The organism is Pseudomonas sp. MPFS (assembly GCF_022537035.1).
GTDB lineage: Bacteria > Pseudomonadota > Gammaproteobacteria > Pseudomonadales > Pseudomonadaceae > Aquipseudomonas > Aquipseudomonas sessilinigenes.
Genome location: NZ_CP066123.1, coordinates 6068302 through 6090776, shown reverse-complemented (window position 1 = coordinate 6090776; position 22475 = coordinate 6068302). Strand labels below are relative to the sequence as shown.

The 22475-nt window shown below is 60.2% G+C and carries 23 protein-coding genes; 16 read left to right on the top strand and 7 right to left on the bottom strand.

Features of this window, described 5'->3' with window-relative positions; genetic code table 11:
• Positions 1–26 precede the first annotated feature (26 nt).
• Positions 27–515, bottom strand: a complete 489-nt coding sequence (locus I9018_RS27945) for a DUF3015 domain-containing protein (RefSeq protein ID WP_068581017.1) — start codon at positions 513–515, stop codon at positions 27–29.
• 273 nt (positions 516–788) lie between these two features.
• Between I9018_RS27945 and I9018_RS27940 the strand changes: the two genes are divergently transcribed.
• Together I9018_RS27940 and I9018_RS27935 are read left to right on the top strand one after the other, a co-directional pair.
• A complete protein-coding gene (locus I9018_RS27940; RefSeq protein WP_124347348.1) occupies positions 789–3227 on the top strand; it encodes an ATP-binding protein in 2439 nt (812 codons plus the stop codon).
• Positions 3228–3440: 213 nt separating this feature from the next.
• The gene (locus I9018_RS27935; protein ID WP_068581011.1) at positions 3441–3782 is read left to right on the top strand and encodes a hypothetical protein; all 342 of its coding nucleotides are present in this window, start codon (positions 3441–3443) and stop codon (positions 3780–3782) included.
• Between the two features lie 21 nt (positions 3783–3803).
• Here I9018_RS27935 and I9018_RS27930 read toward each other — a convergent pair whose 3' ends face one another.
• On the bottom strand, positions 3804–5636 hold the full coding sequence (locus I9018_RS27930) for a hypothetical protein (protein WP_241108050.1): 1833 nt from the start codon (positions 5634–5636) through the stop codon (positions 3804–3806).
• 152 nt (positions 5637–5788) lie between these two features.
• Between I9018_RS27930 and I9018_RS27925 the strand changes: the two genes are divergently transcribed.
• From I9018_RS27925 to I9018_RS27915, 3 genes are all read left to right on the top strand, one after another.
• A complete protein-coding gene (locus tag I9018_RS27925) occupies positions 5789–6277 on the top strand; it encodes a TIGR00645 family protein (protein WP_068581005.1) in 489 nt (162 codons plus the stop codon).
• Between the two features lie 134 nt (positions 6278–6411).
• Positions 6412–6717, top strand: a complete 306-nt coding sequence (locus tag I9018_RS27920; RefSeq protein ID WP_068581002.1) for a DUF6482 family protein — start codon at positions 6412–6414, stop codon at positions 6715–6717.
• 127 nt (positions 6718–6844) lie between these two features.
• Positions 6845–7462 (top strand): FKBP-type peptidyl-prolyl cis-trans isomerase, encoded by a 618-nt coding sequence (locus tag I9018_RS27915; protein WP_068580999.1) that lies wholly within the window; start codon positions 6845–6847, stop codon positions 7460–7462.
• A 76-nt stretch (positions 7463–7538) separates the two neighbouring features.
• On the opposite strand, the gene I9018_RS27910 is transcribed toward I9018_RS27915, so the two are convergent.
• The 3 genes from I9018_RS27910 to I9018_RS27900 all read right to left on the bottom strand — a co-directional run bounded on the left by I9018_RS27910 (position 7539) and on the right by I9018_RS27900 (position 9427).
• A complete protein-coding gene (locus I9018_RS27910; RefSeq protein WP_241108049.1) occupies positions 7539–7808 on the bottom strand; it encodes a hypothetical protein in 270 nt (89 codons plus the stop codon).
• Between the two features lie 186 nt (positions 7809–7994).
• The gene (locus I9018_RS27905) at positions 7995–8336 is read right to left on the bottom strand and encodes a zinc ribbon domain-containing protein YjdM (RefSeq protein ID WP_016967028.1); all 342 of its coding nucleotides are present in this window, start codon (positions 8334–8336) and stop codon (positions 7995–7997) included.
• A gap of 122 nt (positions 8337–8458) precedes the next feature.
• Positions 8459–9427 (bottom strand): polyprenyl synthetase family protein, encoded by a 969-nt coding sequence (locus I9018_RS27900; RefSeq protein ID WP_068605706.1) that lies wholly within the window; start codon positions 9425–9427, stop codon positions 8459–8461.
• A 379-nt stretch (positions 9428–9806) separates the two neighbouring features.
• On the opposite strand from I9018_RS27900, the gene rplU reads away from it, so the two are divergent.
• The 5 genes from rplU to I9018_RS27875 all read left to right on the top strand — a co-directional run bounded on the left by rplU (position 9807) and on the right by I9018_RS27875 (position 13615).
• Complete coding sequence (gene rplU / locus I9018_RS27895) at positions 9807–10118, top strand: 50S ribosomal protein L21 (RefSeq protein WP_068581034.1); 312 nt, start codon at positions 9807–9809, stop codon at positions 10116–10118.
• Positions 10119–10153: 35 nt separating this feature from the next.
• Positions 10154–10411 carry a 50S ribosomal protein L27 gene (gene rpmA, locus I9018_RS27890; protein ID WP_003228360.1) on the top strand — a complete coding sequence of 86 codons (258 nt, stop codon included), beginning with the start codon at positions 10154–10156 and terminating at the stop codon, positions 10409–10411.
• 194 nt (positions 10412–10605) lie between these two features.
• A complete protein-coding gene (gene cgtA / locus I9018_RS27885; protein ID WP_241108048.1) occupies positions 10606–11829 on the top strand; it encodes an Obg family GTPase CgtA in 1224 nt (407 codons plus the stop codon).
• 185 nt (positions 11830–12014) lie between these two features.
• Complete coding sequence (gene proB, locus I9018_RS27880; RefSeq protein WP_241108047.1) at positions 12015–13133, top strand: glutamate 5-kinase; 1119 nt, start codon at positions 12015–12017, stop codon at positions 13131–13133.
• A gap of 20 nt (positions 13134–13153) precedes the next feature.
• Positions 13154–13615: a CreA family protein gene (locus I9018_RS27875; protein ID WP_068581040.1), complete on the top strand. Its 462-nt coding sequence runs from the start codon at positions 13154–13156 to the stop codon at positions 13613–13615.
• A gap of 111 nt (positions 13616–13726) precedes the next feature.
• Here I9018_RS27875 and rpsT read toward each other — a convergent pair whose 3' ends face one another.
• Positions 13727–14005 (bottom strand): 30S ribosomal protein S20, encoded by a 279-nt coding sequence (rpsT, locus tag I9018_RS27870; protein ID WP_009050949.1) that lies wholly within the window; start codon positions 14003–14005, stop codon positions 13727–13729.
• Between the two features lie 252 nt (positions 14006–14257).
• Here rpsT and murJ point away from each other — a divergent pair, with 252 nt between their 5' ends.
• The 6 genes from murJ (at position 14258) to ispH (ending at position 21715) form a co-directional block, all read left to right on the top strand.
• On the top strand, positions 14258–15796 hold the full coding sequence (murJ, locus tag I9018_RS27865; RefSeq protein ID WP_241108046.1) for a murein biosynthesis integral membrane protein MurJ: 1539 nt from the start codon (positions 14258–14260) through the stop codon (positions 15794–15796).
• 129 nt (positions 15797–15925) lie between these two features.
• A complete protein-coding gene (gene ribF, locus I9018_RS27860; RefSeq protein ID WP_164487309.1) occupies positions 15926–16870 on the top strand; it encodes a bifunctional riboflavin kinase/FAD synthetase in 945 nt (314 codons plus the stop codon).
• Positions 16871–16883: 13 nt separating this feature from the next.
• Positions 16884–19715: an isoleucine--tRNA ligase gene (gene ileS, locus I9018_RS27855; RefSeq protein ID WP_241108045.1), complete on the top strand. Its 2832-nt coding sequence runs from the start codon at positions 16884–16886 to the stop codon at positions 19713–19715.
• Entirely contained in the window at positions 19708–20220 is a 513-nt protein-coding gene (lspA, locus tag I9018_RS27850; protein ID WP_124347353.1) for a signal peptidase II, read from the top strand. The genes ileS and lspA overlap by 8 nt, the downstream gene beginning before the upstream one ends.
• Positions 20213–20665 (top strand): FKBP-type peptidyl-prolyl cis-trans isomerase, encoded by a 453-nt coding sequence (gene fkpB, locus I9018_RS27845; protein ID WP_068595631.1) that lies wholly within the window; start codon positions 20213–20215, stop codon positions 20663–20665. Before lspA ends, fkpB begins: the two co-directional genes overlap by 8 nt.
• A 102-nt stretch (positions 20666–20767) precedes the next feature.
• Positions 20768–21715: a 4-hydroxy-3-methylbut-2-enyl diphosphate reductase gene (ispH, locus tag I9018_RS27840; RefSeq protein ID WP_124347354.1), complete on the top strand. Its 948-nt coding sequence runs from the start codon at positions 20768–20770 to the stop codon at positions 21713–21715.
• Here the strand turns inward: ispH and I9018_RS27835 are convergent, their stop codons facing one another.
• Positions 21716–22240: a GspH/FimT family protein gene (locus tag I9018_RS27835; protein WP_068580991.1), complete on the bottom strand. Its 525-nt coding sequence runs from the start codon at positions 22238–22240 to the stop codon at positions 21716–21718.
• Between the last annotated feature and the right edge of the window lie 235 nt (positions 22241–22475).

Genomic DNA, 22475 nt, shown 5'->3' with positions numbered 1-22475 from the left:
TCCCAAGGGGAGCGGGCGAGCCGGACTTAAACCGGGGTGGCGTACTTGGCCAGGCGCGAATCGCCCTTCAGGACGGCCAGGGTGTTGGTATGCACGTCTTCGGCCGTTACGTCGGCCTTGTTGAAGATCTGCTGGAAGTGTTCGTGGGTGACCGCTGCGAAGTGCGCGCGGTCTTCGGGAGCCACGCCCAGGACTACGGCGTAGGTGGTCAGGGCTTCGCCCTGGCCCTTGGCCATGTCTTCGGAGAGCTCATTCATCATCCCGTTCATGGCGAACCAGGACTTACCGCCGTAGGTCAGTGCCGCGTTGGTGGAGCAACCGTTGGTGCCGGAAGTCATGCCGAAGGTCGCGTTACCCGAGGTGCCGTTGGTGGTCGACGCCAGGAAGTGCGCCGGCGTGCCGCGCTGGCCCTTGAACAGCATGTTGCCCCAGCCGCAATCCGGGCCGCCTGGGGCCTGGGCCATGGCGTTGAGGGATACGACGGTGAAAAGAGTACCGAGAAGGATCCGTTTCATAGCGTTGTTCTCTTTGTGTGCATACCAATGGACAGGGGGACTGGTCCGTACCGGCACCAGGGGGCCGGTTATCACCCAGCCGCACAGGTTGGAGTTTAGGCAGATTCCTTGGGTTCCGTAACAATTTACAAAACAATGCCTGGGGCCGGGGGTGCACGGCATGGGGGGACAGTCCCTGTGCGGCCTGAACCTTACCGCCAGGCGTGCCTTGCCAGCCGGGCATACCCGGCGCCAGAATGCCGTCATCCGCCCCGCCTGATGTAAGGAAGCCCGATGCCTGATCCTGTTGCTGCCAGCTTGCGTCTAGCGCCTGAAGCGCTGACCCGCCCCTTTTCTGCTGAACAGTTCAGCTTCTCTACCACCAATGATCTGGAACCCTTTCGCGGCGTGCTTGGCCAGGAACGTGCTGTAGAGGCCTTGCAGTTTGGCGTGGCCATGCCGCGCCCTGGCTATAACGTGTTTGTCATGGGCGAGCCGGGCACCGGCCGCTTTTCGTTCGTCAAGCGCTACCTCAAGGCCGAAGGCAAGCGCCTGCAGACGCCGTCGGACTGGGTCTATGTCAATAACTTCGATGAGCCGCGCGAGCCGCGGGCCCTGGAGTTACCGGCCGGTGCGGCGGGCAGCTTCATCGCCGATATCAATGTCCTGATCGATAACTTGCTGGCGACTTTCCCTGCGGTATTCGAGCATCCGTCCTACCAGCAGAAAAAGAGTGCCATCGACCGGGCCTTCAACCAGCGCTATGACCGTGCCCTGGACGTGATCGAGCGCCTGGCCCTGGAGAAGGACGTGGCGCTGTACCGCGATAGCAGCAATATCGCCTTCACGCCGATGTACGAGGGCAAGGCTCTGGACGAAGCTGAATTCGCCCAGTTGCCGGAAGCCGACCGCGAGCGCTTCCATGAAGATATCTCCGCCCTGGAGGAGCGCCTCAACGAAGAGCTGGCAAGCCTGCCACAGTGGAAGCGCGAATCGAGCAACCAGCTGCGCCAGCTCAACGAGGAGACCATCACCCTGGCCCTGCAACCGTTGCTGTCGCCGCTGTCGGAGAAGTACGCGGAGAATGCAGCGGTCTGCGGCTACCTGCAGGCCATGCAGGTGTATCTGCTCAAGACCGTGGTCGAGCAACTGGTGGACGACAGCAAGACCGACGCCGTGGCGCGCAAGCTGCTGGAAGAACAATACTGCCCGAGCCTGGTGGTGGGGCATCCGGCCAGCGGCGGTGCTCCAGTGGTGTTCGAGCCCCATCCGACCTATGACAACCTGTTCGGGCGGATCGAGTACAGCACCGACCAGGGCGCGCTCTACACCACCTATCGACAGTTGCGCCCTGGGGCACTGCATCGGGCCAACGGCGGCTTCCTGATCCTGGAAGCCGAGAAGATGCTCAGCGAGCCCTTTGTCTGGGATGCCCTCAAGCGTGCCTTGCAGTCGCGCAAGCTGAAGATGGAGTCGCCCCTGGGGGAGATGGGCCGCCTGGCCACGGTGACCCTGACGCCGCAGATGATCCCGTTGCAGGTCAAGGTGATCATCATCGGTGCCCGCCAGCTGTACTACACGCTGCAGGACCTGGACCCGGACTTCCAGGAGATGTTCCGGGTGCTGGTGGATTTCGATGAAGACATCCCGATGGTGGACGAAAGCCTGGAACAGTTTGCCCAACTGCTCAAGACCCGTACCTCCGAAGAGGGCATGGCTCCCCTGACCGCTGATGCGGTGGCGCGCCTGGCCACCTACAGTGCCCGCCTTGCCGAGCACCAGGGACGCTTGTCGGCGCGAATCGGTGATTTGTTCCAACTGGTCAGCGAGGCCGACTTCATCCGCCACCTGGCCTCGGACGAAATGACCGATGCCGGGCATATCGAGCGTGCGCTCAAGGCCAAGGCGACTCGTACCGGGCGCGTCTCGGCGCGGATTCTCGACGACATGCTGGCCGGCATCATCCTCATCGACACCGACGGGGCTGCCGTGGGCAAGTGCAACGGCCTGACCGTACTTGAGGTGGGGGACTCGGCTTTCGGGGTGCCGGCGCGGATTTCCGCCACGGTCTACCCTGGCGGCAGCGGCATCGTCGATATCGAGCGCGAGGTCAACCTTGGCCAGCCGATTCACTCCAAGGGGGTGATGATCCTGACCGGGTACCTGGGTAGTCGCTATGCCCAGGAGTTCCCCCTGGCGATTTCCGCGAGCATCGCCCTGGAGCAGTCCTACGGTTACGTGGATGGCGATAGTGCTTCGCTGGGCGAGGCCTGCACGCTGATCTCGGCGTTGTCGAGGACGCCGCTCAAGCAGTGTTTTGCCATTACCGGCTCGATCAACCAGTTTGGCGAAGTACAAGCGGTTGGCGGGGTCAACGAGAAGATCGAAGGCTTCTTCCGCCTATGCGAGGCCCGTGGCCTGACGGGTGAGCAGGGGGCGATCATTCCCCAGGCCAACGTTGCCACCCTGATGCTCGACGAGAAGGTCCTGCAGGCCGTGCGCAATGGGCAGTTCCACGTCTATGCGGTGCGCCAGGCCGATGAGGCGCTGAGCCTGCTGGTGGGCGAGCCTGCCGGTGAGCCGGATGCCGATGGGCAGTTTCCCGAGGGCAGCGTCAATGCCCGAGTGGTGGAGCGCCTGCGGGTCATCGCCGAGATGATCAGCGAGGAAGACCTGAAGGAGGCGGAGAAGGAGTCGGCGCAAGAGGCGCTGTCCGAGGCCAAGCCGGCCTGAGGATAGTGGATGGCGGGGGCCTGTGCCCTCGCCATTGGCGTCGATGCGCTGACGCCAATTTTTCAAAATAGACCATTCGGCGCCTGTTGGATGGGGCAACTTTGTTTATCGCTCTTTTCTTCTATCCTCAGGGCAAGGAGAACGACAATCGTCGCTGGATCGAAACAGTCTTCGGCTGAAGGCTGAATAGTGGATCTACCGAGGGTCGCCGCCATGTCGCGCAACCTTTGCCTCACTCGCCAATGCCTTGGCCTGGTTACCCGTATCGAATGCAGTGTCCGCCCTCTGGCTGGTGACAACGGTATGTGGACCCTTCTCTTCGCGGCCGGAATGGCTGGTGAACAACCTTCGGCAATCAAGTCCCAGGGACCGTTCTGTGGCCCGGTGCTCGCCGAGTCCATCCTCGACTCCATCGTCGAAAGCCTGACGACCCATGGCTACCAGTTGGCCGACGATCCACAGATCTGGTGCCTGCACTTGCAGGCCCAGTTGCGGCAGATGAACGGGGACCGGGGACGTAGTGGCGGTGACTTCCAGTTTCACCCCGAGCACTGAAGGACAGGTCCCGTCGCTTGGCTAGGGCGCGGGAGGTCCTGACTCGACTTTGTCGAGCTTGACCTCGAAACCGTATTCCACGGTGTTCAGGTCACTGCGGTTGTAGGTTTCCAGTTGGCTTGGCTGGCCGTAGAAGTAGTGCACGTCATACAGCGCTGGACCGGCATTCGGAGCGCTGTGGGAGACCGCCAGGATCTCCTTGAGGTACTGGCCGCTTGCATCCTTGGCATAGAAGCGCCAGGCGTCCGAAGGAAAGAGCTTCTGGTCGACGATCAGGGCATTGCCCTTGAGTTCGAGCCCCTTGGGCAATTGTTCGGCGCCGATGCTCTTTTTCTCGATACTGGCCAGAAACAGTGGAACCGAGCCGACGGCGTAGGCTGGCGTTTCCGGGAACAGGTTCAGGTCGTAGGTGATGACTCCGCGCATGGCGTCGATCTCGATGGCCTCGTCCGGCAGTTCGATGGGGTCGCCACGTTCGCCCTTGTCGTTCTGGGTGAAGAACGTCAGCGGCGTGTCCCCAGTGTTGAACTGTGAGCCCAGTAGCTCATCGTTGAAGGTGCGAGGGTGGTTGAATTCGATGCGAGCCGCACTGGCATCCTCCACCGATTGGCTGATGCTGACTGATTTTTTCAGTGATTCCTCGTCCAGTTGCGCGCCCTTGAGGTAGCTGGCTGCCTGGTCGTCATAGACCACCACCGGCATTGGCAATGGTTGGATGAGCTTGTCCGTGGTGTTGCTCTCGAAACGATGCACGGGCAGGTCCAGGTCCTTGCGCGTGACCTGGGCCTGGGCGAAGTCGAGAACGGCGACCTCCAGTTTGTCCACCAGGCCGTTGAAGTAGACCTTGGCATAGTGCCGGGTGTGCTTTCGGTCGAAGGCTTGCTGTTCGTCTTCCAGTTGTTTTTCGAAGGCATCGCTCCAGGCCTTCTGTTGTTGCATCTCGGCCAGTTGCTGTCGATAAAAGGCAATTTGCTCGGCATCTTCATTGATCGAGCCGGAGCGTGAGAGAACCTGCCCAGTGCTATCGCGGGCCTGGGCCAGCAACGGAGTGGCGGAGGCATCGCTGAGTTCTTCGGGAAGCGCTGTGCTGTTGTCCACGACGATCTCGGCGACGTTTTTCTCCAGGGCCAGCAGGGTCAGGGTGATGTTTCCATCCTTGCGAGGCTTGCCGACGTCGGCCTTGGTCAGTTCGAGATTCAACACCCGTCCCGGTGCGATCACTTCCAGCTTGCCTTGCAGGGAGACAGGTTGCGGTTGGCTCTTGTTGTCGATCTCCAGCCCTTCGACAAAGGGGTAGGCCACGGTCAGGTCGTCCGGGTTGGTCATGTTGGCGCTGGAGGGGCTCAACTGGATTCCCGAGTCGGTTTCCGACCATTCTGGTTGGAAGGCAACCACCTTCTTGTTGCTCAAGGTTACCGATTGCCATTGCAGATCATGGGGGAAGGGGAACTGCCCCGGGATGTTGAAGCTGAACGGGAAGACCGGTTGCAGGTCGGTCAGGTAGTCCGAGTTCGATTGTTTGCGCAGTACGAACAGACCGTTGACGTAGGTATCCACTAACGCTTGGGGAGACGGGTAGTGCTTGAGCAAGGCCAGCGCGTCATCAGCGTATTCGGTCTCGATCGGCTTGTTGGCGAGCTTGAGCTGGGCGCGTTCCAGAAGCAGCAATGAGCCACCGAGGTCGGCGAACGCGTCCTTGAGCTTGGGGTCCTGGATAGCCGCCAGGGACTTTTCCAGCTGGGCGGCCTCGTCCTTGAGATTGGCCTCTTTCTTTTCTTCGCTGGGCGAACAGCCGCTGCTGCTCAGTACGGCCAGGCACAAGCCAAGGCTTGCCAAAGGCAATCGCAAATCCATTTTCCAGTCGTCCTGTCCAATGTCGGTGAGTGCTAGGAATGGTTCCGACACTAGCAGAAAAACGGCCCGGAAAAACCGATAGGGCCATGGTTTATGGGCTTTTTGAGCGCTGATATACTCGGCGCCGCTTTCACATCAGGTACGAGATTTCAATGGAACGTTTTATCGAAAATACAATGTATGCCTCACGCTGGCTGCTGGCGCCGATCTACTTCGGCCTGTCCCTGGGCCTGCTGGCGCTGGCATTGAAGTTCTTCCAGGAAGTCTTCCACGTCATTCCCAATGTGTTTTCCATGGCCGAGTCCGACCTGATCCTGGTGCTGCTGTCGTTGATCGACATGGCGCTGGTGGGCGGCTTGCTGGTGATGGTGATGATTTCCGGCTACGAGAACTTCGTGTCGCAGTTGGACATCGATGAAAACAAGGAGAAGCTCAGCTGGCTGGGCAAGATGGACTCCTCGTCGCTGAAGATGAAGGTGGCTGCGTCCATCGTGGCGATTTCCTCGATCCATCTGCTGCGAGTGTTCATGGATGCCAAGAACATTCCTACCGAATACCTGCTGTGGTACGTGGTTATCCACATGACTTTTGTTGTCTCCGCATTTGCCATGGGTTACCTGGACAAGCTGACCAAGCACTAAGGGCTCCTGTGAGCGGGATGAATACCGCCCGTCCGTTGTGAAACGGACGGGCGGTGTCGTTTGTGGCTTGTGCTTTTCCTGGCCGGGGCATATCCCTGTACAGGTCACGGGAGTGGATTGCACGAGGTGCGCTCATGAACCTGCAGGAAATGAATGCCTACGCTCTTGCCGGAAAAGTCGACGAGTTGAACCTGATCTCCCTGGAGGGGGGAATCTACCTGCTTGAGGCTCGAATGCATGGGATGGCCTTTCCACTGATCGATGCCCAGGGCCAGACATTCCACTTGCGTTCGGTAGAACATGCCCGTGAGGTGCTGCAGGCCTTTCCTGATTTACCATTCAACCTGATCCATACCCTGGTGCACGACGAGATGTGCGGGCTGGCTGCCGGGACTGATGATCGCTTGAAAGTTCCCATCACCCTGCATGCCGGGGGCTGAGCTCCCGGCGGCGATGATCCGCGCTGGCCTTCTGTGCTAGTCTGCTCGCCCTTTTGGTTCCGGGCGCTCCGGAGGAACGTGCTTTCGCACGGTGCTTCGCGAGCCGTCCGCACAGCGGAGCAGCGTCATGTCCGAAGTAAACCTGTCTACCGACGAAACCCGCGTCAGCTACGGTATTGGCCGTCAGTTGGGCGACCAACTGCGTGATAACCCACCGCCGGGCGTGAGCCTGGAGGCGATCCTGGCAGGCCTGACCGATGCTTTTGATGGTAAGCCAAGCCGCGTTGGCCAGGACGAAATGTCCGCCAGCTTCAAGGTGATTCGCGAAATCATGCAGGCTGAGGCCGCTGCCAAGGCTGAGGCCGCAGCAGGTGCGGGCCTGGCATTCCTGGCTGAAAATGCCAAGCGTGAAGGCATCACCACTCTGGCTTCCGGCTTGCAGTTCGAAGTGCTGACCCAGGGCGAAGGCGCCAAGCCGACCCGTGAAGACAGCGTGCGTACTCATTACCACGGTACCCTGATCGACGGCACCGTATTCGACAGCTCCTACGAGCGTGGCCAGCCTGCTGAGTTCCCGGTAGGCGGCGTGATCGCGGGCTGGACCGAAGCCCTGCAACTGATGAATGCCGGTAGCAAATGGCGCCTGTATGTACCGAGCGAGCTGGCTTACGGTGCGCAAGGTGTTGGCAGCATTCCTCCGCACAGCGTTCTGGTATTCGACGTCGAGTTGCTGGACGTTCTGTAATCGGTAGAGGAGCCTGCCCGTTGGCGATGAAACTGTCGTCATCGCCTGCGAGCAGGCTCCTTGATCGGCAGCGGGGTCATAGGCGGATTCTTGCGCTCAGGCTCTGGCTGTCGGTGCCGGTCGGCCGCAAGGCTCTGGCGTAGCAGAACAAAAACAGGTTGCGCACCAACTCCTTGAGAACCAGTGGTTCGCTGGAGCTCAAGCCGTTCAGGTCCAGATCACCCTGGTCCTGCAGCTCGTTCAGGGCTTCTTCTTCCAACACCGCACAGACTTCCCCGGTTTCCCGATGCAGGATTCGCAGGTAGGGGTGTGGGCGATCCAGCCAGGCATCAATCAAATAAGTCATGGTTCTCATCTCCTTGAATGGGGTTCAATGAGAATAATTCTTATTCAATGAATAGCAAGTGCCTATTGGCGGTTTCTGCTTTTTTCTGCGCAGAAATTGCTTTCGCTCAAAGCGAATGGCTTTTGGCTAGCAGGGGAGTGCTTGAGGATGGGGAGGCCTCTCGCGCTGGGCGCGAGAGGCGTGGCTTCAAACCTTGCGGACGAACTCGGACTTGAGTTTCATCGGGCCGATGCCATCGATCTTGCAGTCGATATCGTGGTCGCCATCGCACAGGCGGATGTTCTTGACCTTGGTACCGACCTTGACTACCAGGGAAGTGCCCTTGACCTTGAGGTCCTTGATCACGGTGATGGTATCGCCGTCCTGCAGTACGTTGCCCACCGAATCCTTTTTCACTGCTTCATCGGAAGCGGCTTCGGCTTCGCCACTGGCGGACCATTCATGGGCGCACTCGGGGCAGATCAGCTGGGTACCGTCTTCGTAGGTGTATTCGGAATTGCATTTTGGGCAGGGTGGCAAAGTGCTCACTTAGGCTCCTCAAAGTCAGGATGGCTAAAAAGCGCACATTATATAGGGTTTTGCCGGGAAGCGGGGGCGCAGGGCCTGGAGGTAGGACCGGCTACTGCCACTGGCAGGAGCCGGGGTGCATCTTAGTGAGTGCGGGCCACCGCGAATTCGCTCAGCTCCACCAGGGCATCGCGGTATTCGCTGGCTGGCAGGGCTTCAAGGCAGGCAATGGCACGAGCGACGTAATCACGAGCCAGTTGCGCGGTGTAGTCCAGGGAGCCAGAGGCTTCGACCGCATTGCGGATGCTTTCAAGATCTTCGATCCCGCCTTTCTGGATCGCTTGGCGAACCAGGGCCGCTTGTTCCGGGGTGCCTTCACGCATGGTGTAGATCAATGGCAATGTCGGCTTGCCTTCTGCCAGGTCGTCACCGACGTTCTTGCCCAGCGTGTCTGCATCGCCGCGATAATCCAGCAGGTCGTCGACCAGTTGGAAGGCTACGCCGAGATGGTCGCCAAAGGTGCGCAGCGCCTCGGCCTGTTCCTGCGTCGCACCGGCCAGGGCCGCGGCACTGTGGGTCGAGGCCTCGAAGAGCATCGCGGTCTTGCCGCGGATGACTTCCATATAGGTTTCTTCGGTGGTGCTGGCGTCGCGTACCTTGGACAGTTGCAGCACTTCGCCTTCGGCAATGATGCGTGTGGCATGGGACAGGATGCGCATGACGGGCATCGAGCCCAGTTCGACCATCATTTCGAACGAGCGCGAGTACAGGAAGTCGCCCACTAGCACGCTTGGGGCGTTGCCCCACATCGCGTTGGCGGTCGAGCGTCCACGCCGCATGCCGGACATGTCGACTACATCGTCATGCAGCAAGGTGGCGGTATGCAGGAACTCGATGGTGGCGGCCAGCATGCGCAGATCGTCGCCCTCGCGACCCAGGGCCTTGCCGCACAGCAGCACCAATAGAGGACGCAGGCGTTTACCGCCGGCCGAGGTAATGTAGTCGCCGATTTTCGAAACCAGCGGTACTCGGGACGTCAATTGTTTCTTGATGATGCCGTCGACGGCGTTAAAATCTTCCGCCACCGCGCGGTAGAAAGCTTGGGGTTGCATCAGTGACAGGTGCTCCAGAAGGGATGCGCGGCATGCTAGGACCCACGTCCGCAGGTGTCAAGGCGCGTTCCCGAGAGGGTAAAGCCCCGGTATGCCGTAATTTGCCAAGGTAAAATACTAGGTTAATGCTCTTGTTTTGCCATTGAAGCCTGATGGCATGCTTTCTTTTCTTTTGGCACAAGGGCTTGACAGCATCTTTCGCGCTCCTGAGCGGCACTTGCATCGTTATTGTGCCTTGCGTACAATCGCGCACCCTGAACTTCCTGGGCAGCACCTGCCTTACGCAATTGCACTTGGGCCGTTCCAGCCCCATGCAGCCATGCCAGCCAATACCTCTTCTTATTAAGAGCTGGGTGAGCAGGATTATCGGAGAAATACCATGTACGCAGTAATCGTTACCGGCGGTAAGCAATACAAGGTCGCTGAAGGTGAATACCTGAAGATCGAAAAACTGGAAGTCGCCACTGGCGAATCCGTGACTTTTGACCGCGTTCTGTTGGTCGCCAATGGCGATGACGTGAACATCGGCGCACCTGTTGTTGCTGGCGCAACCGTCAAGGCTGAAGTGATCGCCCAAGGTCGTCACGATAAAGTCCGCATCATCAAGTTCCGTCGCCGTAAGCACCACATGAAGCGTATGGGCCACCGCCAGTGGTTCACCGAGATCAAAATCACCGGTATTCAGGCTTAATTTCAGCCTAATTCCTCACTAGGAGAATTGAACTCATGGCACACAAAAAAGCTGGTGGTAGTACCCGTAACGGTCGCGACTCAGAAGCCAAACGCCTTGGCGTGAAGATGTATGGCGGCCAAGTCATCAAGGCCGGCAACATCATCGTGCGTCAGCGCGGCACCCAATTCCACGCTGGCTACGGCGTTGGCATGGGCAAGGATCACACCCTGTTCGCGAAAATCGAAGGCGTGATCAAGTTTGAAGTAAAAGGCGCCTTCGGTCGTCGTTACGTGAGCGTCGTCGCAGCTTAATTGCGCGATCGCTGGAAAAGCCCTGTCTCGCGACGGGGCTTTTTCGTTTGTGGGATGAGTCTCTTGCAAAGCTGTTTGTACGGGCTGCCAGCGTTGGAATTTTCGGTCGTTGATTGAGGCCGCTGCGCTCATTTTTGCAAGAGTCTTATGTCTTGGTTTTTTCAGCTCGCCCGTGCGGCGAGAGGCGTTTGATCATGAAGTTTGTTGATGAAGTTTCGATCCGAGTAAAAGCTGGCGACGGCGGCAATGGTTGCATGAGTTTCCGTCGGGAAAAGTTCATCGAGAACGGTGGTCCCAACGGTGGTGATGGCGGTGATGGCGGCTCGATCTTCATGGTCGCCGACGAAAACCTCAATACCCTGGTGGACTACCGCTATACCCGCCATTTTGACGCCGAGCGTGGCTCCAATGGCGGTAGCACCGACTGCACCGGCAAGAAGGGCGAGGACCTGGAGTTGCGGGTTCCGGTTGGTACCACGGTGATCGATGCTGGCACCCAGGAGGTCATCGGTGACCTGACCAGGGCGGGCCAGCGCCTGATGGTGGTGCAGGGTGGCTGGCACGGCCTGGGTAACACCCGCTTCAAGTCCAGTACCAATCGTGCGCCACGCCAGACCACGCCGGGCAAGCCGGGCGAGCAGCGTGACCTCAAGTTGGAGTTGAAGGTGTTGGCGGACGTTGGTTTGCTGGGCTTGCCGAATGCCGGCAAGAGTACCTTCATTCGTTCGGTTTCCGCGGCCAAGCCGAAAGTCGCCGACTATCCGTTCACGACCCTGGTGCCGAACCTGGGCGTGGTCAGCGTCGATCGCTGGAAGAGCTTCGTGATCGCGGATATTCCGGGGTTGATCGAGGGGGCTTCCGATGGCGCTGGCCTGGGGATTCGCTTCCTCAAGCACCTGGCGCGTACGCGCATCCTGTTGCACCTGGTGGACATGGCGCCGCTGGATGAGAGCAGTCCTGCCGATGCTGCCGAGGTGATTGTCAACGAGCTGATGAAGTTCAGCCCGTCCCTGGCTGAGCGTGAGCGCTGGCTGGTGCTGAACAAGAGCGACATGCTTCTTGAGGAAGAGCAGGAGGAGCGCGTCAAGGAGGTTGTCGAGCGCCTGGAGTGGACCGGTCCTGTGTATGTGATCTCGGCTATCTCCAAGGAGGGCACCGAGCGCCTGAGCCGTGACATCATGCGGTACCTGGAAGATCGTGCCGATCGTCTGGCGGCCGACCCGGCCTTTGCCGATGAGCTGGCCGAGCTGGATCAGCGTATCGAGGATGAGGCGCGTGCCCAGCTGCAGGCCCTGGATGACCAGCGGGCCCTGCGCCGCACTGGCGTGAAGAGCGTCCATGATATCGGCGACGATGACTGGGATGAGGAGGATGTGGATGACGAGGATGGCCCGGAAATCATCTACGTCCGCGACTGATTCATCGTTGGCGGGCTTGCCCGCGAAGACGGTTTATCTGGCTTGGCGCGGTGTTATCATCGCTGCCGGGCCAGCTTTCAATGCGCCGCTCATCTGAGCGGCGTTTTGGTGTCTGCGCGGCGTACATACGAATAACCCCATGAGTGGCGCTCGGTCGCGTCGCTCGCTGGCAAAGGTTGAATGAGATGCGGAGCAAGGTGACGGGTGCACAGCGCTGGGTCGTGAAGATCGGCAGTGCGCTGCTGACGGCGGACGGCAAGGGGCTGGATCGCGCAGCGATGGGTGTGTGGGTTGAGCAGATGGTGGCCTTGCATGAGGCTGGTGTCGAGCTGGTGCTGGTCTCTTCCGGCGCTGTCGCTGCTGGCATGAGTCGCCTGGGCTGGACCGCACGACCGAGTGCGATGCATGAGTTGCAGGCTGCCGCGGCCATTGGCCAGATGGGGCTGGTGCAGGCTTGGGAATCGAGCTTCGCCGAGCATGGTCGGCATACCGCGCAGATCCTCCTGACCCATGACGACTTGTCGGATCGCAAGCGTTACCTCAATGCGCGCAGCACCTTGCGCGCATTGGTCGAGCTCAAGGTGATCCCGGTGATCAACGAGAACGATACCGTGGTCACCGATGAGATCCGTTTTGGTGATAACGATACCCTGGCGGCACTGGTGGCCAACCTGGTGGAGGCGGATTTGCTGGTGATCCTGACTGATCGCGATGGCATGTTCGATGCTGACCCGCGCAGTAATCCAGACGCCCAGCTGATCTATGAGGCGCGAGCCGATGATCCAGCCCTGGATGCGGTGGCTGGCGGTACTGGCGGTGCTCTGGGGCGTGGCGGTATGCAGACCAAGCTGCGCGCTGCGCGGTTGGCGGCGCGTTCCGGGGCGCACACGATCATTGTGGGTGGGCGGCTGGAGCGGGTCCTGGATCGGTTGAAGGCGGGCGAGCGGATCGGCACCTTGCTGTCGCCGGAGCGCGGCATGCTGGCTGCGCGCAAGCAGTGGTTGGCTGGGCATCTGCAGACTCGCGGTACCCTGGTGCTCGATGAGGGGGCAGTGTCTGCGTTGGCCCAGGGCCGCAAGAGTTTGCTGCCGGTTGGTGTCAAGCAGGTCCAGGGTGGCTTCCGGCGTGGTGAGATGGTGGTCTGCGTGGCGCCTGATGGGCGCGAGATCGCTCGTGGGTTGGCTAACTACAGTGCGCAAGAGGCGCAGAAGATCATTGGCCAGCCTTCCGATGCGATTGTCGGTGTGCTGGGCTACATGGCCGAGCCGGAGCTGGTTCATCGCGACAATCTGATTCTGGTTTGAGTGGCATAAGGAAAAATCGAATGCGCATGGCAAAGGGATTGTTGGGTTTGTTCTTGGCGATGCCGCTCATGGCGTCGGCCGAGGAGATTGGCCAGGTGTCCACGGTCTTCAAGTTCGTCGGGCCGAATGATCGGATCGTCGTCGAGGCGTTCGATGATCCCAAGGTTGATGGCGTGACCTGCTATCTGTCGCGGGCCAAGACGGGTGGTCTCAAGGGTGGCCTGGGTTTGGCCGAGGATCGAGCCGAGGCCTCCATTGCCTGTCGCCAGGTGGGGCCGATTGCCTTCAAGGGTGACCTGAAGGATGGCGAGGAGGTATTCAAGGAGCGCACGTCGTTGGTGTTCAAGACCATGCAGGTGGTGCGCTTCCTCGACAAGAAGCGCAATACCCTGGTGTACCTGGTCTATAGCGATCGGTTGATCGAGGGTAGTCCGCAGAATGCGGTGACGGCGATTCCGATCCTGCCTTGGTCGCATCAGTGATCTGATCGCTGGCGAGTCGGCCCTGTGGGTGTTGGGCTGGCTAGTCGGGCGGGTTGAATTACAGGCAATAAAAAACCGACCCTTGGGTCGGTTTTTCAACAAGCGTATCGCTTAGGCTGCAGCAGCGAGCTTCAGAGCCTTGATGTGGCCATTCAGGCGGCCTTTATGGCGAGCAGCTTTGTTCTTGTGGATGATGCCTTTATCGGCCATGCGGTCGATAACTGGCACGGCCAGAACGTAAGCAGCTTGCGCTTTTTCGGCGTCTTTTGCGTCGATGGCTTTAACTACATTCTTGATGTAGGTACGAACCATGGAACGCAGGCTGGCGTTGTGGCTGCGACGCTTCTCAGCCTGTTTTGCACGTTTTTTGGCGGAAGGTGAGTTGGCCACCGTCGAGCTCCTCGAAAGACTTTTTGGGAAATAGCAAACAAAATAGGCCGCGAATCATGCCGATGAGTTGGTGTGTTGTCAAGGGCAGCTGATGCGTTCCGCTGAGTGGTCGATCTGAAGAGGCGGGATATTTATTTCCGGCGCTTGACCTGTAAACTCGCGAGCTTTGGCTCTGTGCTGTTGCGGCGCGGAGTATCGCACAAGTGGGCATCCTTTCGCCTGCTGTTTATCTACTAAGGCACAAAGCTTTTCATGAACCTGCTCAAGTCGTTGGCCGCCGTCAGCTCTATCACGATGCTTTCCCGAGTGCTGGGGTTTGTGCGTGACACCATCATCGCGCGTACCTTCGGTGCCGGGATGGCCACGGATGCCTTCTTCATTGCCTTCAAGTTGCCCAACCTGTTGCGGCGGATCTTTGCCGAGGGAGCGTTTTCCCAGGCCTTCGTACCGATCCTCGCGGAGTACAAGAGCCAGCAAGGCGAAGAGGCGACGCGTACTTTCATCGCTTACGTGTCCGGCTTGTTGACCCTGGTGCTGGCAGTGGTCACGGCCCTGGGAATGATCGCAGCGCCCTGGGTCATCTGGGCCACGGCGCCGGGTTTCGTCGATTCCCCGGAAAAGTTCGCCCTGACCTCCGACCTGTTGCGGGTGACCTTTCCTTATATATTGCTGATCTCCCTCTCATCCCTGGCCGGGGCGATCCTCAATACTTGGAATCGCTTCTCGGTGCCGGCCTTCGTACCGACCCTGCTCAATGTCAGCATGATCATCTTCGCGGTGTTCCTCACGCCGTACTTCGATCCCCCCGTGATGGCTCTGGGGTGGGCGGTGCTGGCTGGGGGGCTGGCGCAGTTGCTCTACCAGCTGCCGCATCTGAAGAAGATCGGCATGCTCGTGCTGCCGCGCCTGAGTCTGCGTGATACTGGGGTGTGGCGGGTGCTGAAGCAGATGCTGCCAGCGATCCTCGGGGTGTCGGTGAGCCAGATTTCGTTGATCATCAACACCATCTTCGCTTCGTTCCTGGTGGCCGGCTCGGTGTCGTGGATGTATTACGCCGATCGCCTCATGGAGTTGCCTTCGGGTGTGTTGGGCGTGGCGCTCGGGACCATCCTGCTGCCAACGCTCGCCAAGACCTACGCCAATAAGGATCGTCACGAATATTCACGGATCCTCGACTGGGGGTTGCGCCTGTGTTTCATCCTGGTGCTACCTTGCTCCCTGGCGCTGGGAATCCTGGCAGAGCCCTTGACGGTGTCCCTGTTCCAGTACGGTGAGTTCAGTGCCTTCGATGCCGCCATGACTCAGCGCGCTCTGGTGGCTTATGCCGTCGGTTTGTTGGGAATCATCGTGATCAAGGTGTTGGCGCCGGGTTTCTATGCCCAGCAGAACATCCGCACGCCGGTGAAAATCGCCATTTTTACCCTGGTTGTCACTCAGTTGCTCAACCTCATGCTGATCGGTCCCTTCAAGCATGCGGGCCTGGCCTTGGCCATCAGCGGCGGTGCCTGTATCAATGCGGGCCTGCTGTTCTACCAGTTGCGCAAGCAGCAGATGTTCCTGCCTCAGCCGGGGTGGGGCGTCTTCACCCTGAAGCTGATCGTCGCGGTAGCGGTGATGTCGGGCGTGTTGCTGGGGGCGATGTATTTCATGCCGGCCTGGGATCAGGGGCATATGCTCGAGCGCTTTCTGCGCCTGGGAGCCTTGGTGGCAGCCGGTGTAGTGGCTTATTTCGGTATGTTGGCGTTACTGGGCTTTCGCCTGCGGGACTTCAATCGCAAGGCTCTGAACTGACGACGGTTTAGTTGTTGGGGCGGGGTTGACACAGGTTTTGTCGGTTCGATCACTTTGGGGTGTGGTGCTGCCTGTCGTCAGCCGCCCGGTGTGGTTATAATCGGCCACTTTATGAGCAAGAAGCGCGTTATGCAGCTGGTTCGAGGCCTTCACAATCTGCGCCCCCAGCATCGGGGCTGCGTCGCCACTATTGGCAACTTCGACGGTGTTCACCTTGGTCACCAGGCTATCCTGGGTCGACTGCGTGAGCGTGCGCTTGAACTGGGCGTGCCCAGCTGTGTGGTCATTTTCGAGCCACAGCCGCGAGAGTTCTTCGCTCCCGAGTCTGCACCTGCACGCCTGGCACGCTTGCGCGACAAGTTGCAGTTGCTGGCTCAGGCAGGGGTCGACCGGGTCCTGTGCCTGGCGTTCAACCAGCGCCTGAGCAAGCTCAGTGCCAGCGAGTTCGTCGAGCGGATCCTGGTGGATGGCCTGGGGGTACAGCACCTGGAGGTCGGCGACGACTTCCGTTTTGGTTGTGATCGGGCGGGCGACTTCGAGTTCCTGCAGCAGGCGGGCGTGACCCACGGGTTTACCGTCGAGGCGGCCCAGACTGTTGAACTCGATGGCTTGCGTATCAGCAGTACCCAGGTCCGCAATGCACTGGCTGCCGCTGATTTCGAGCTGGCCGAACGCTTGCTCGGTCGCCCGTACCGGATTGCCGGTCGGGTCCTGCATGGCCAGAAACTGGCGCGCCAGTTGGGTACGCCCACGGCCAACGTGCAATTGAAGCGTCGTCGTGTACCGCTCTCCGGGGTCTACCTGGTCAGTGTCGACATCGATGGCAAGGCCTGGCCGGGAGTTGCCAATATCGGCGTCCGCCCCACGGTCGCAGGTGATGGCAAGGCCCACCTGGAAGTTCATCTTTTAGATTTTGCCGGCGATCTGTATGACCGGCGTTTGACGGTGGTTTTCCACCATAAGCTGCGTGAAGAGCAGCGTTTCGCCTCCCTGGAGGCGTTGAAGACGGCGATCAATGCGGATGTTGCCGCCGCCCGTGCCCAAGTGGCACGTATCCATAGCGCCAATCGCTAATGAAGAGCCTTAAATGACCGACTATAAAGCCACGTTAAACCTTCCGGACACCGCCTTCCCAATGAAGGCCGGCCTGCCTCAGCGCGAACCACAGATTCTGCAGCGTTGGGACAGCATTGGCCTGTACGGAAAGTTGCGCGAGATTGGCAAGGACCGTCCAAAGTTCGTTCTGCACGATGGTCCTCCCTACGCCAATGGCAAGATCCACATCGGTCATGCGCTGAACAAGATCCTCAAGGACATGATCATCCGTTCCAAGACCCTGTCGGGCTTCGACGCTCCGTACGTGCCGGGCTGGGATTGCCATGGCCTGCCGATCGAGCACAAGGTCGAGGTGACCCACGGCAAGAACCTGTCCTCGGACCAGACCCGCGAGTTGTGCCGCGCCTACGCCTCCGAGCAGATCGAGGGCCAGAAGGTCGAGTTCATCCGCCTGGGCGTGCTGGGCGACTGGGACAACCCCTACAAGACCATGAACTTTGCCAACGAGGCCGGTGAAATCCGTGCCCTGGCCCAGATGGTCAAGGGTGGCTTCGTGTTCAAGGGCCTCAAGCCGGTGAACTGGTGCTTCGATTGCGGTTCGGCCCTGGCCGAGGCGGAAGTCGAGTACCAGGACAAGAAGTCCGCCACCATCGACGTGGCCTTCCCGGTCGCCGACGAGGACAAACTGGCCGCTGCCTTCGGCCTGGCCAAGCTGGCCAAGCCCGCGGCCATCGTGATCTGGACCACCACCCCGTGGACCATCCCGGCCAACCAGGCTCTGAACATCCACCCGGAGTTCAACTACGCCCTGGTGGATACCGGTGAGCGCCTGTTGGTCCTGGCCGAGGAGCTGGTGGAGTCCTGCCTGGCCCGTTACGGCCTGGAAGGTTCGGTGATCGCGACTGCCCCGGGTTCGGCCCTGGAGCTGATCAATTTCCGTCATCCGTTCTACGACCGCCTGTCGCCGGTATACCTGGCCGACTACGTAGAGCTGGGCGCCGGTACCGGCGTGGTCCACTCCGCGCCGGCCTACGGTGAAGACGACTTCGTGACCTGCAAGCGCTACGGCATGGTCAACGACGACATCCTCAACCCGGTCCAGAGCAATGGCGTCTATGCGCCTTCCCTGGAGTTCTTCGGCGGCCAGTTCATCTGGAAGGCCAACCCGGCCATCGTCGACAAACTGAGCGAAGTCGGTGCGTTGCTGCACACCGAGACCATCAGCCACAGCTACATGCATTGCTGGCGTCACAAGACCCCGCTGATCTATCGCGCGACTGCGCAATGGTTCGTCGGCATGGACAAGCAGCCGGTTGCTGGCGATACCTTGCGCCAACGTGCCCTGCAGGCTATCGAGAACACCCAGTTCGTGCCGGCCTGGGGCCAGGCGCGCCTGCATTCGATGATCGCCAACCGTCCGGACTGGTGCATTTCCCGCCAGCGCAATTGGGGCGTGCCGATTCCGTTCTTCCTGCACAAGGAAAGCGGCGAGTTGCACCCGCGCACCGTCGAGCTGATGGAAGAAGTGGCCAAGCGCGTCGAGAAGGAAGGCATCGAGGCCTGGTTCAAGATGGACGCCGCCGAGCTGCTCGGCGATGAAGCCGGCCAGTACGACAAGATCGCCGACACCCTGGATGTCTGGTTCGACTCCGGCACCACTCACTGGCACGTGCTGCGCGGCTCCCACGATATCGGTCACGCCACAGGTCCGCGCGCCGACCTGTACCTGGAGGGTTCCGACCAGCACCGCGGTTGGTTCCATTCCTCCTTGCTGACCGGCTGCGCCATCGACGGCCATGCGCCGTACCGCGAACTGCTGACCCATGGTTTCACCGTGGACGAAAGCGGGCGCAAGATGTCCAAGTCGCTGGGCAATACCATCGAGCCGGAGAAGGTCAACAACACCCTGGGCGCCGACATCATGCGCCTGTGGGTCTCGGCGACCGACTACTCTGGCGAGATGGCAGTATCCGACCAGATCCTGCAGCGTAGTGCCGACGCCTACCGGCGGATCCGCAACACCGCGCGTTTCCTGCTTTCCAACCTGAGCGGTTTCAATCCGGCCACCGACCTGCTGCCAGCCGAAGACATGCTGGCCCTGGACCGCTGGGCCGTGGACCGTACCTTGCTGCTGCAGCGTGAGCTGGAGCTGCACTACGGCGAATACCGCTTCTGGAACGTCTACTCCAAGGTGCACAACTTCTGCGTGCAGGAGCTGGGCGGTTTCTACCTGGACATCATCAAGGACCGCCAATACACCACCGGCGCCGACAGCAAGGCCCGTCGCTCCTGCCAGACCGCGCTGTTCCACATCAGCGAGGCGCTGGTGCGCTGGATCGCGCCGATCCTGGCTTTCACCGCCGACGAGCTGTGGCAGTACCTGCCGGGCGAGCGCAACGAGTCGGTGATGCTCAATACCTGGTACGAAGGACTGAGCGAGCTGCCGGAAGGCTTCGAACTGGACCGTGCCTACTGGGAGCGGATCATGGCGGTCAAGGTCGCGGTCAACAAGGAACTGGAGAACCAGCGTGCTGCGAAAGCGGTAGGCGGCAACCTGCAGGCCGAAGTGACACTGTATGCCGAAGACGCACTGTCGGCCGACCTGGCCAAGTTGAGCAACGAACTGCGCTTCGTGCTGATCACCTCCACCGCCAGTGTCGCGCCTCTTGCGCAGGCGCCGGCGGACGCAGTGGCCACTGAGGTCAGCGGTCTCAAGTTGAAAGTGGTCAAGTCGAGCTTCGCCAAGTGCGCCCGTTGCTGGCACTGCCGTGAAGATGTCGGTGTCCACCCTGAGCATCCGGAAATCTGCGGTCGCTGCGTAGATAACATCAGCGGTGAAGGCGAGGTCCGTCACTATGCCTAATGCCGCAGGCCGTTTCGGTCGTCTGGGCTGGCTGTTGCTGAGCGTGCTGGTCCTGGTCATTGACCAGGTCAGCAAGCTGCACTTCGAAAACTCGCTGACCATGTACCAGCAGATCGTGGTGATTCCCGACTACTTCAGCTGGACCCTGGCCTACAACACCGGTGCCGCCTTCAGCTTCCTGGCCGATGGTTCGGGCTGGCAGCGCTGGCTGTTCGCCCTGATCGCCATCGTGGTCAGTGCGGTGCTGGTGGTCTGGCTCAAGCGCCTGGGCCGGGGTGAGACCTGGCTGGCCATCGCCCTGGCCCTGGTGCTGGGTGGTGCCCTGGGCAACCTGTATGACCGCATCGTCCTGGGTCATGTGATCGATTTCATCCTGGTGCACTGGCAGAACCGCTGGTACTTCCCGGCATTCAACTTCGCCGACAGCGCTATTACCGTCGGTGCCGTGATGCTGGCCCTGGATATGTTCAAGAGCAAGAAAACCGGAGAAACCGTTCATGACTGAACAGGCATTGGCTGGGCAACGCATCGGCCAGAACACCGAAGTCACTCTGCACTTCGCATTGCGCCTGGAGAACGGCGATACGGTGGACAGCACCTTCGACAAGGCTCCTGCGACCTTCAAGGTGGGCGATGGCAACCTGCTCCCGGGGTTCGAGGCGGCGCTGTTCGGCTTCAAGGCTGGCGACAAGCGTAACCTGACCATCGAGCCGGAAAGCGCCTTTGGCCAGCCCAACCCGCAGAACGTACAAGTCATTCCACGTTCGCAGTTCCAGGATATGGAGCTGTCGGAGGGGTTGCTGGTGATCTTCAACGACGCGGCGAACACTGAGTTGCCCGGCGTGGTCAAAAGCTTCGATGAAGCCCAGGTCACCGTTGATTTCAACCACCCGCTGGCTGGCAAGACCTTGACCTTTGATGTCGAGATTATCGACGTCAAAGCGCTTTAAAGCATCGCCGGCAGGTCGTCTCCTATTCTTAAGGAGCCGGCTTGCCGGCGATCCGCTGTCTACAACGATCTAACTTCTTGCGCGCAAGACACGAGGCACAGCATGCAAATCAAACTCGCCAATCCCCGTGGCTTCTGCGCCGGCGTGGACCGGGCGATCGAAATCGTCAATCGCGCCCTGGAAGTCTTCGGGCCGCCGATCTACGTCCGGCATGAAGTGGTGCACAACAAATTTGTCGTCGAAGACCTGCGCAATCGTGGAGCGATCTTCGTCGAAGAGCTGGATCAGGTGCCGGATGACGTCATTGTTATCTTCAGCGCCCACGGCGTATCCCAGGCCGTGCGCAGCGAAGCTGCCGGCCGCGGCCTCAAGGTGTTCGACGCCACCTGTCCGTTGGTGACCAAGGTGCATATCGAAGTGGCGCGCTACAGTCGCGATGGTCGAGAGTGCATTCTTATCGGCCACGCTGGCCACCCTGAGGTCGAGGGCACCATGGGGCAGTACGACTCCAGCAACGGTGGCGCCATCTACCTGGTGGAGGATGAGAAGGATGTGGCCGAGCTGCAGGTGCAGAACCCCGATCGCCTGGCTTTCGTGACCCAGACCACCTTGTCCATGGACGACACCAGCCGCGTGATCGATGCCTTGCGGGCGCGTTTCCCAGCCATCGGCGGGCCGCGCAAGGATGATATCTGCTATGCCACGCAGAACCGGCAAGATGCGGTCAAGCAGCTGGCCGACGAGTGTGACGTCGTGTTGGTGGTGGGTAGCCCCAACAGTTCCAACTCCAACCGCCTGCGCGAGTTGGCCGAGCGCATGGCGACTCCGGCCTACCTCATCGATGGTGCCGAGGATCTGCAGCGCAACTGGTTCGAGGGTGTCGAGCGCATTGGCATCACCGCAGGGGCATCGGCTCCGGAGGTCCTGGTGCGTGGTGTAATCCAGCAGCTCCAGGCTTGGGGGGCGACGGGCGCCGACGAGCTCGCCGGTCGCGAAGAGAACATCACGTTCTCCATGCCCAAAGAACTGCGGGTCCGTTCTCTGCTCTGATCAGCCAGGGGATGTGCATGAAGCCTGTTCGATGATTTCATCGCGCAGGCTGATCCTGCCACTGCGCGATAACACTACCTGATAGAGGCTGCCTTCCCGGGCCCTCTGGCAGATATGCAACGTGCCAGCCTGAAAGGCTCCCGTTGGTAGCAGTGGGCTGCCCATGGCGCTGAAGCGCACGAAATCCTGCACCGGGCGGTTGCCCTCTATTGCGATTCCTCTTGTGCCCCGGCGCTCCATGATCAGTGGGTTCTCCGGATCTTTTGCCCCTTTGCCGCTGATGTCCAGGATGACTCTCCAGCCTTGGCTCCAGCCTCCGCCCATGGCATGGACCAGTGTCGTGTGGCGATGCTGAATCGCTGCGGCCCTGGCGTTGCGCAGATCGCTGGCCAGGGTTCGTGCAGCATCCTGTTGCCGGTTCGAAGACAGCAGTTCACTGAACGTGGTGCTGGAAAGCGGTAGCAGTAACACCAGCAGCGCCAGTGCGGTCAGTAGCTCGATCAAGCTGAAACCTCTCTCGTGCACAGTATTCTCCTCCCTGGAAGTGGCGGCTCTGCGAAATCCACAGGCAGGTTTTCACATAGCTGCCTGGACTTATGGCTGGTTATAGCCGCGCTGCGCCTTGAGCTCCCTCATGAATCCCTACAAAGGGTTTCATCGTTCGCTACCCGCTCTTGCACCGCCTGCTCTGGGACGCACTTGTCGAGTTGGCTGCATTGTATTGCCGGTTGTTCCAGATGCCGCTCCAGCGATGACTCCG

Bases quoted from the DNA above. Each gene is read 5' to 3' on its own strand.
- fkpB (WP_068595631.1), top strand. From the start codon at position 20,213: ATGACTGAACAGGCATTGGCTGGGCAACGCATCGGCCAGAACACCGAA.
- proB (WP_241108047.1), top strand. From the start codon at position 12,015: ATGCGGAGCAAGGTGACGGGTGCACAGCGCTGGGTCGTGAAGATCGGC.
- ribF (WP_164487309.1), top strand. From the start codon at position 15,926: ATGCAGCTGGTTCGAGGCCTTCACAATCTGCGCCCCCAGCATCGGGGC.
- lspA (WP_124347353.1), top strand. From the start codon at position 19,708: ATGCCTAATGCCGCAGGCCGTTTCGGTCGTCTGGGCTGGCTGTTGCTG.
- I9018_RS27900 (WP_068605706.1), bottom strand. From the start codon at position 9,427: ATGCAACCCCAAGCTTTCTACCGCGCGGTGGCGGAAGATTTTAACGCC.
- I9018_RS27935 (WP_068581011.1), top strand. From the start codon at position 3,441: ATGTCGCGCAACCTTTGCCTCACTCGCCAATGCCTTGGCCTGGTTACC.
- I9018_RS27875 (WP_068581040.1), top strand. From the start codon at position 13,154: ATGCGCATGGCAAAGGGATTGTTGGGTTTGTTCTTGGCGATGCCGCTC.
- I9018_RS27945 (WP_068581017.1), bottom strand. From the start codon at position 515: ATGAAACGGATCCTTCTCGGTACTCTTTTCACCGTCGTATCCCTCAAC.
- I9018_RS27910 (WP_241108049.1), bottom strand. From the start codon at position 7,808: ATGACTTATTTGATTGATGCCTGGCTGGATCGCCCACACCCCTACCTG.
- rpmA (WP_003228360.1), top strand. From the start codon at position 10,154: ATGGCACACAAAAAAGCTGGTGGTAGTACCCGTAACGGTCGCGACTCA.
- cgtA (WP_241108048.1), top strand. From the start codon at position 10,606: ATGAAGTTTGTTGATGAAGTTTCGATCCGAGTAAAAGCTGGCGACGGC.
- I9018_RS27915 (WP_068580999.1), top strand. From the start codon at position 6,845: ATGTCCGAAGTAAACCTGTCTACCGACGAAACCCGCGTCAGCTACGGT.
- ileS (WP_241108045.1), top strand. From the start codon at position 16,884: ATGACCGACTATAAAGCCACGTTAAACCTTCCGGACACCGCCTTCCCA.
- I9018_RS27930 (WP_241108050.1), bottom strand. From the start codon at position 5,636: ATGGATTTGCGATTGCCTTTGGCAAGCCTTGGCTTGTGCCTGGCCGTA.
- murJ (WP_241108046.1), top strand. From the start codon at position 14,258: ATGAACCTGCTCAAGTCGTTGGCCGCCGTCAGCTCTATCACGATGCTT.
- I9018_RS27940 (WP_124347348.1), top strand. From the start codon at position 789: ATGCCTGATCCTGTTGCTGCCAGCTTGCGTCTAGCGCCTGAAGCGCTG.
- I9018_RS27920 (WP_068581002.1), top strand. From the start codon at position 6,412: ATGAACCTGCAGGAAATGAATGCCTACGCTCTTGCCGGAAAAGTCGAC.
- I9018_RS27925 (WP_068581005.1), top strand. From the start codon at position 5,789: ATGGAACGTTTTATCGAAAATACAATGTATGCCTCACGCTGGCTGCTG.
- ispH (WP_124347354.1), top strand. From the start codon at position 20,768: ATGCAAATCAAACTCGCCAATCCCCGTGGCTTCTGCGCCGGCGTGGAC.
- rplU (WP_068581034.1), top strand. From the start codon at position 9,807: ATGTACGCAGTAATCGTTACCGGCGGTAAGCAATACAAGGTCGCTGAA.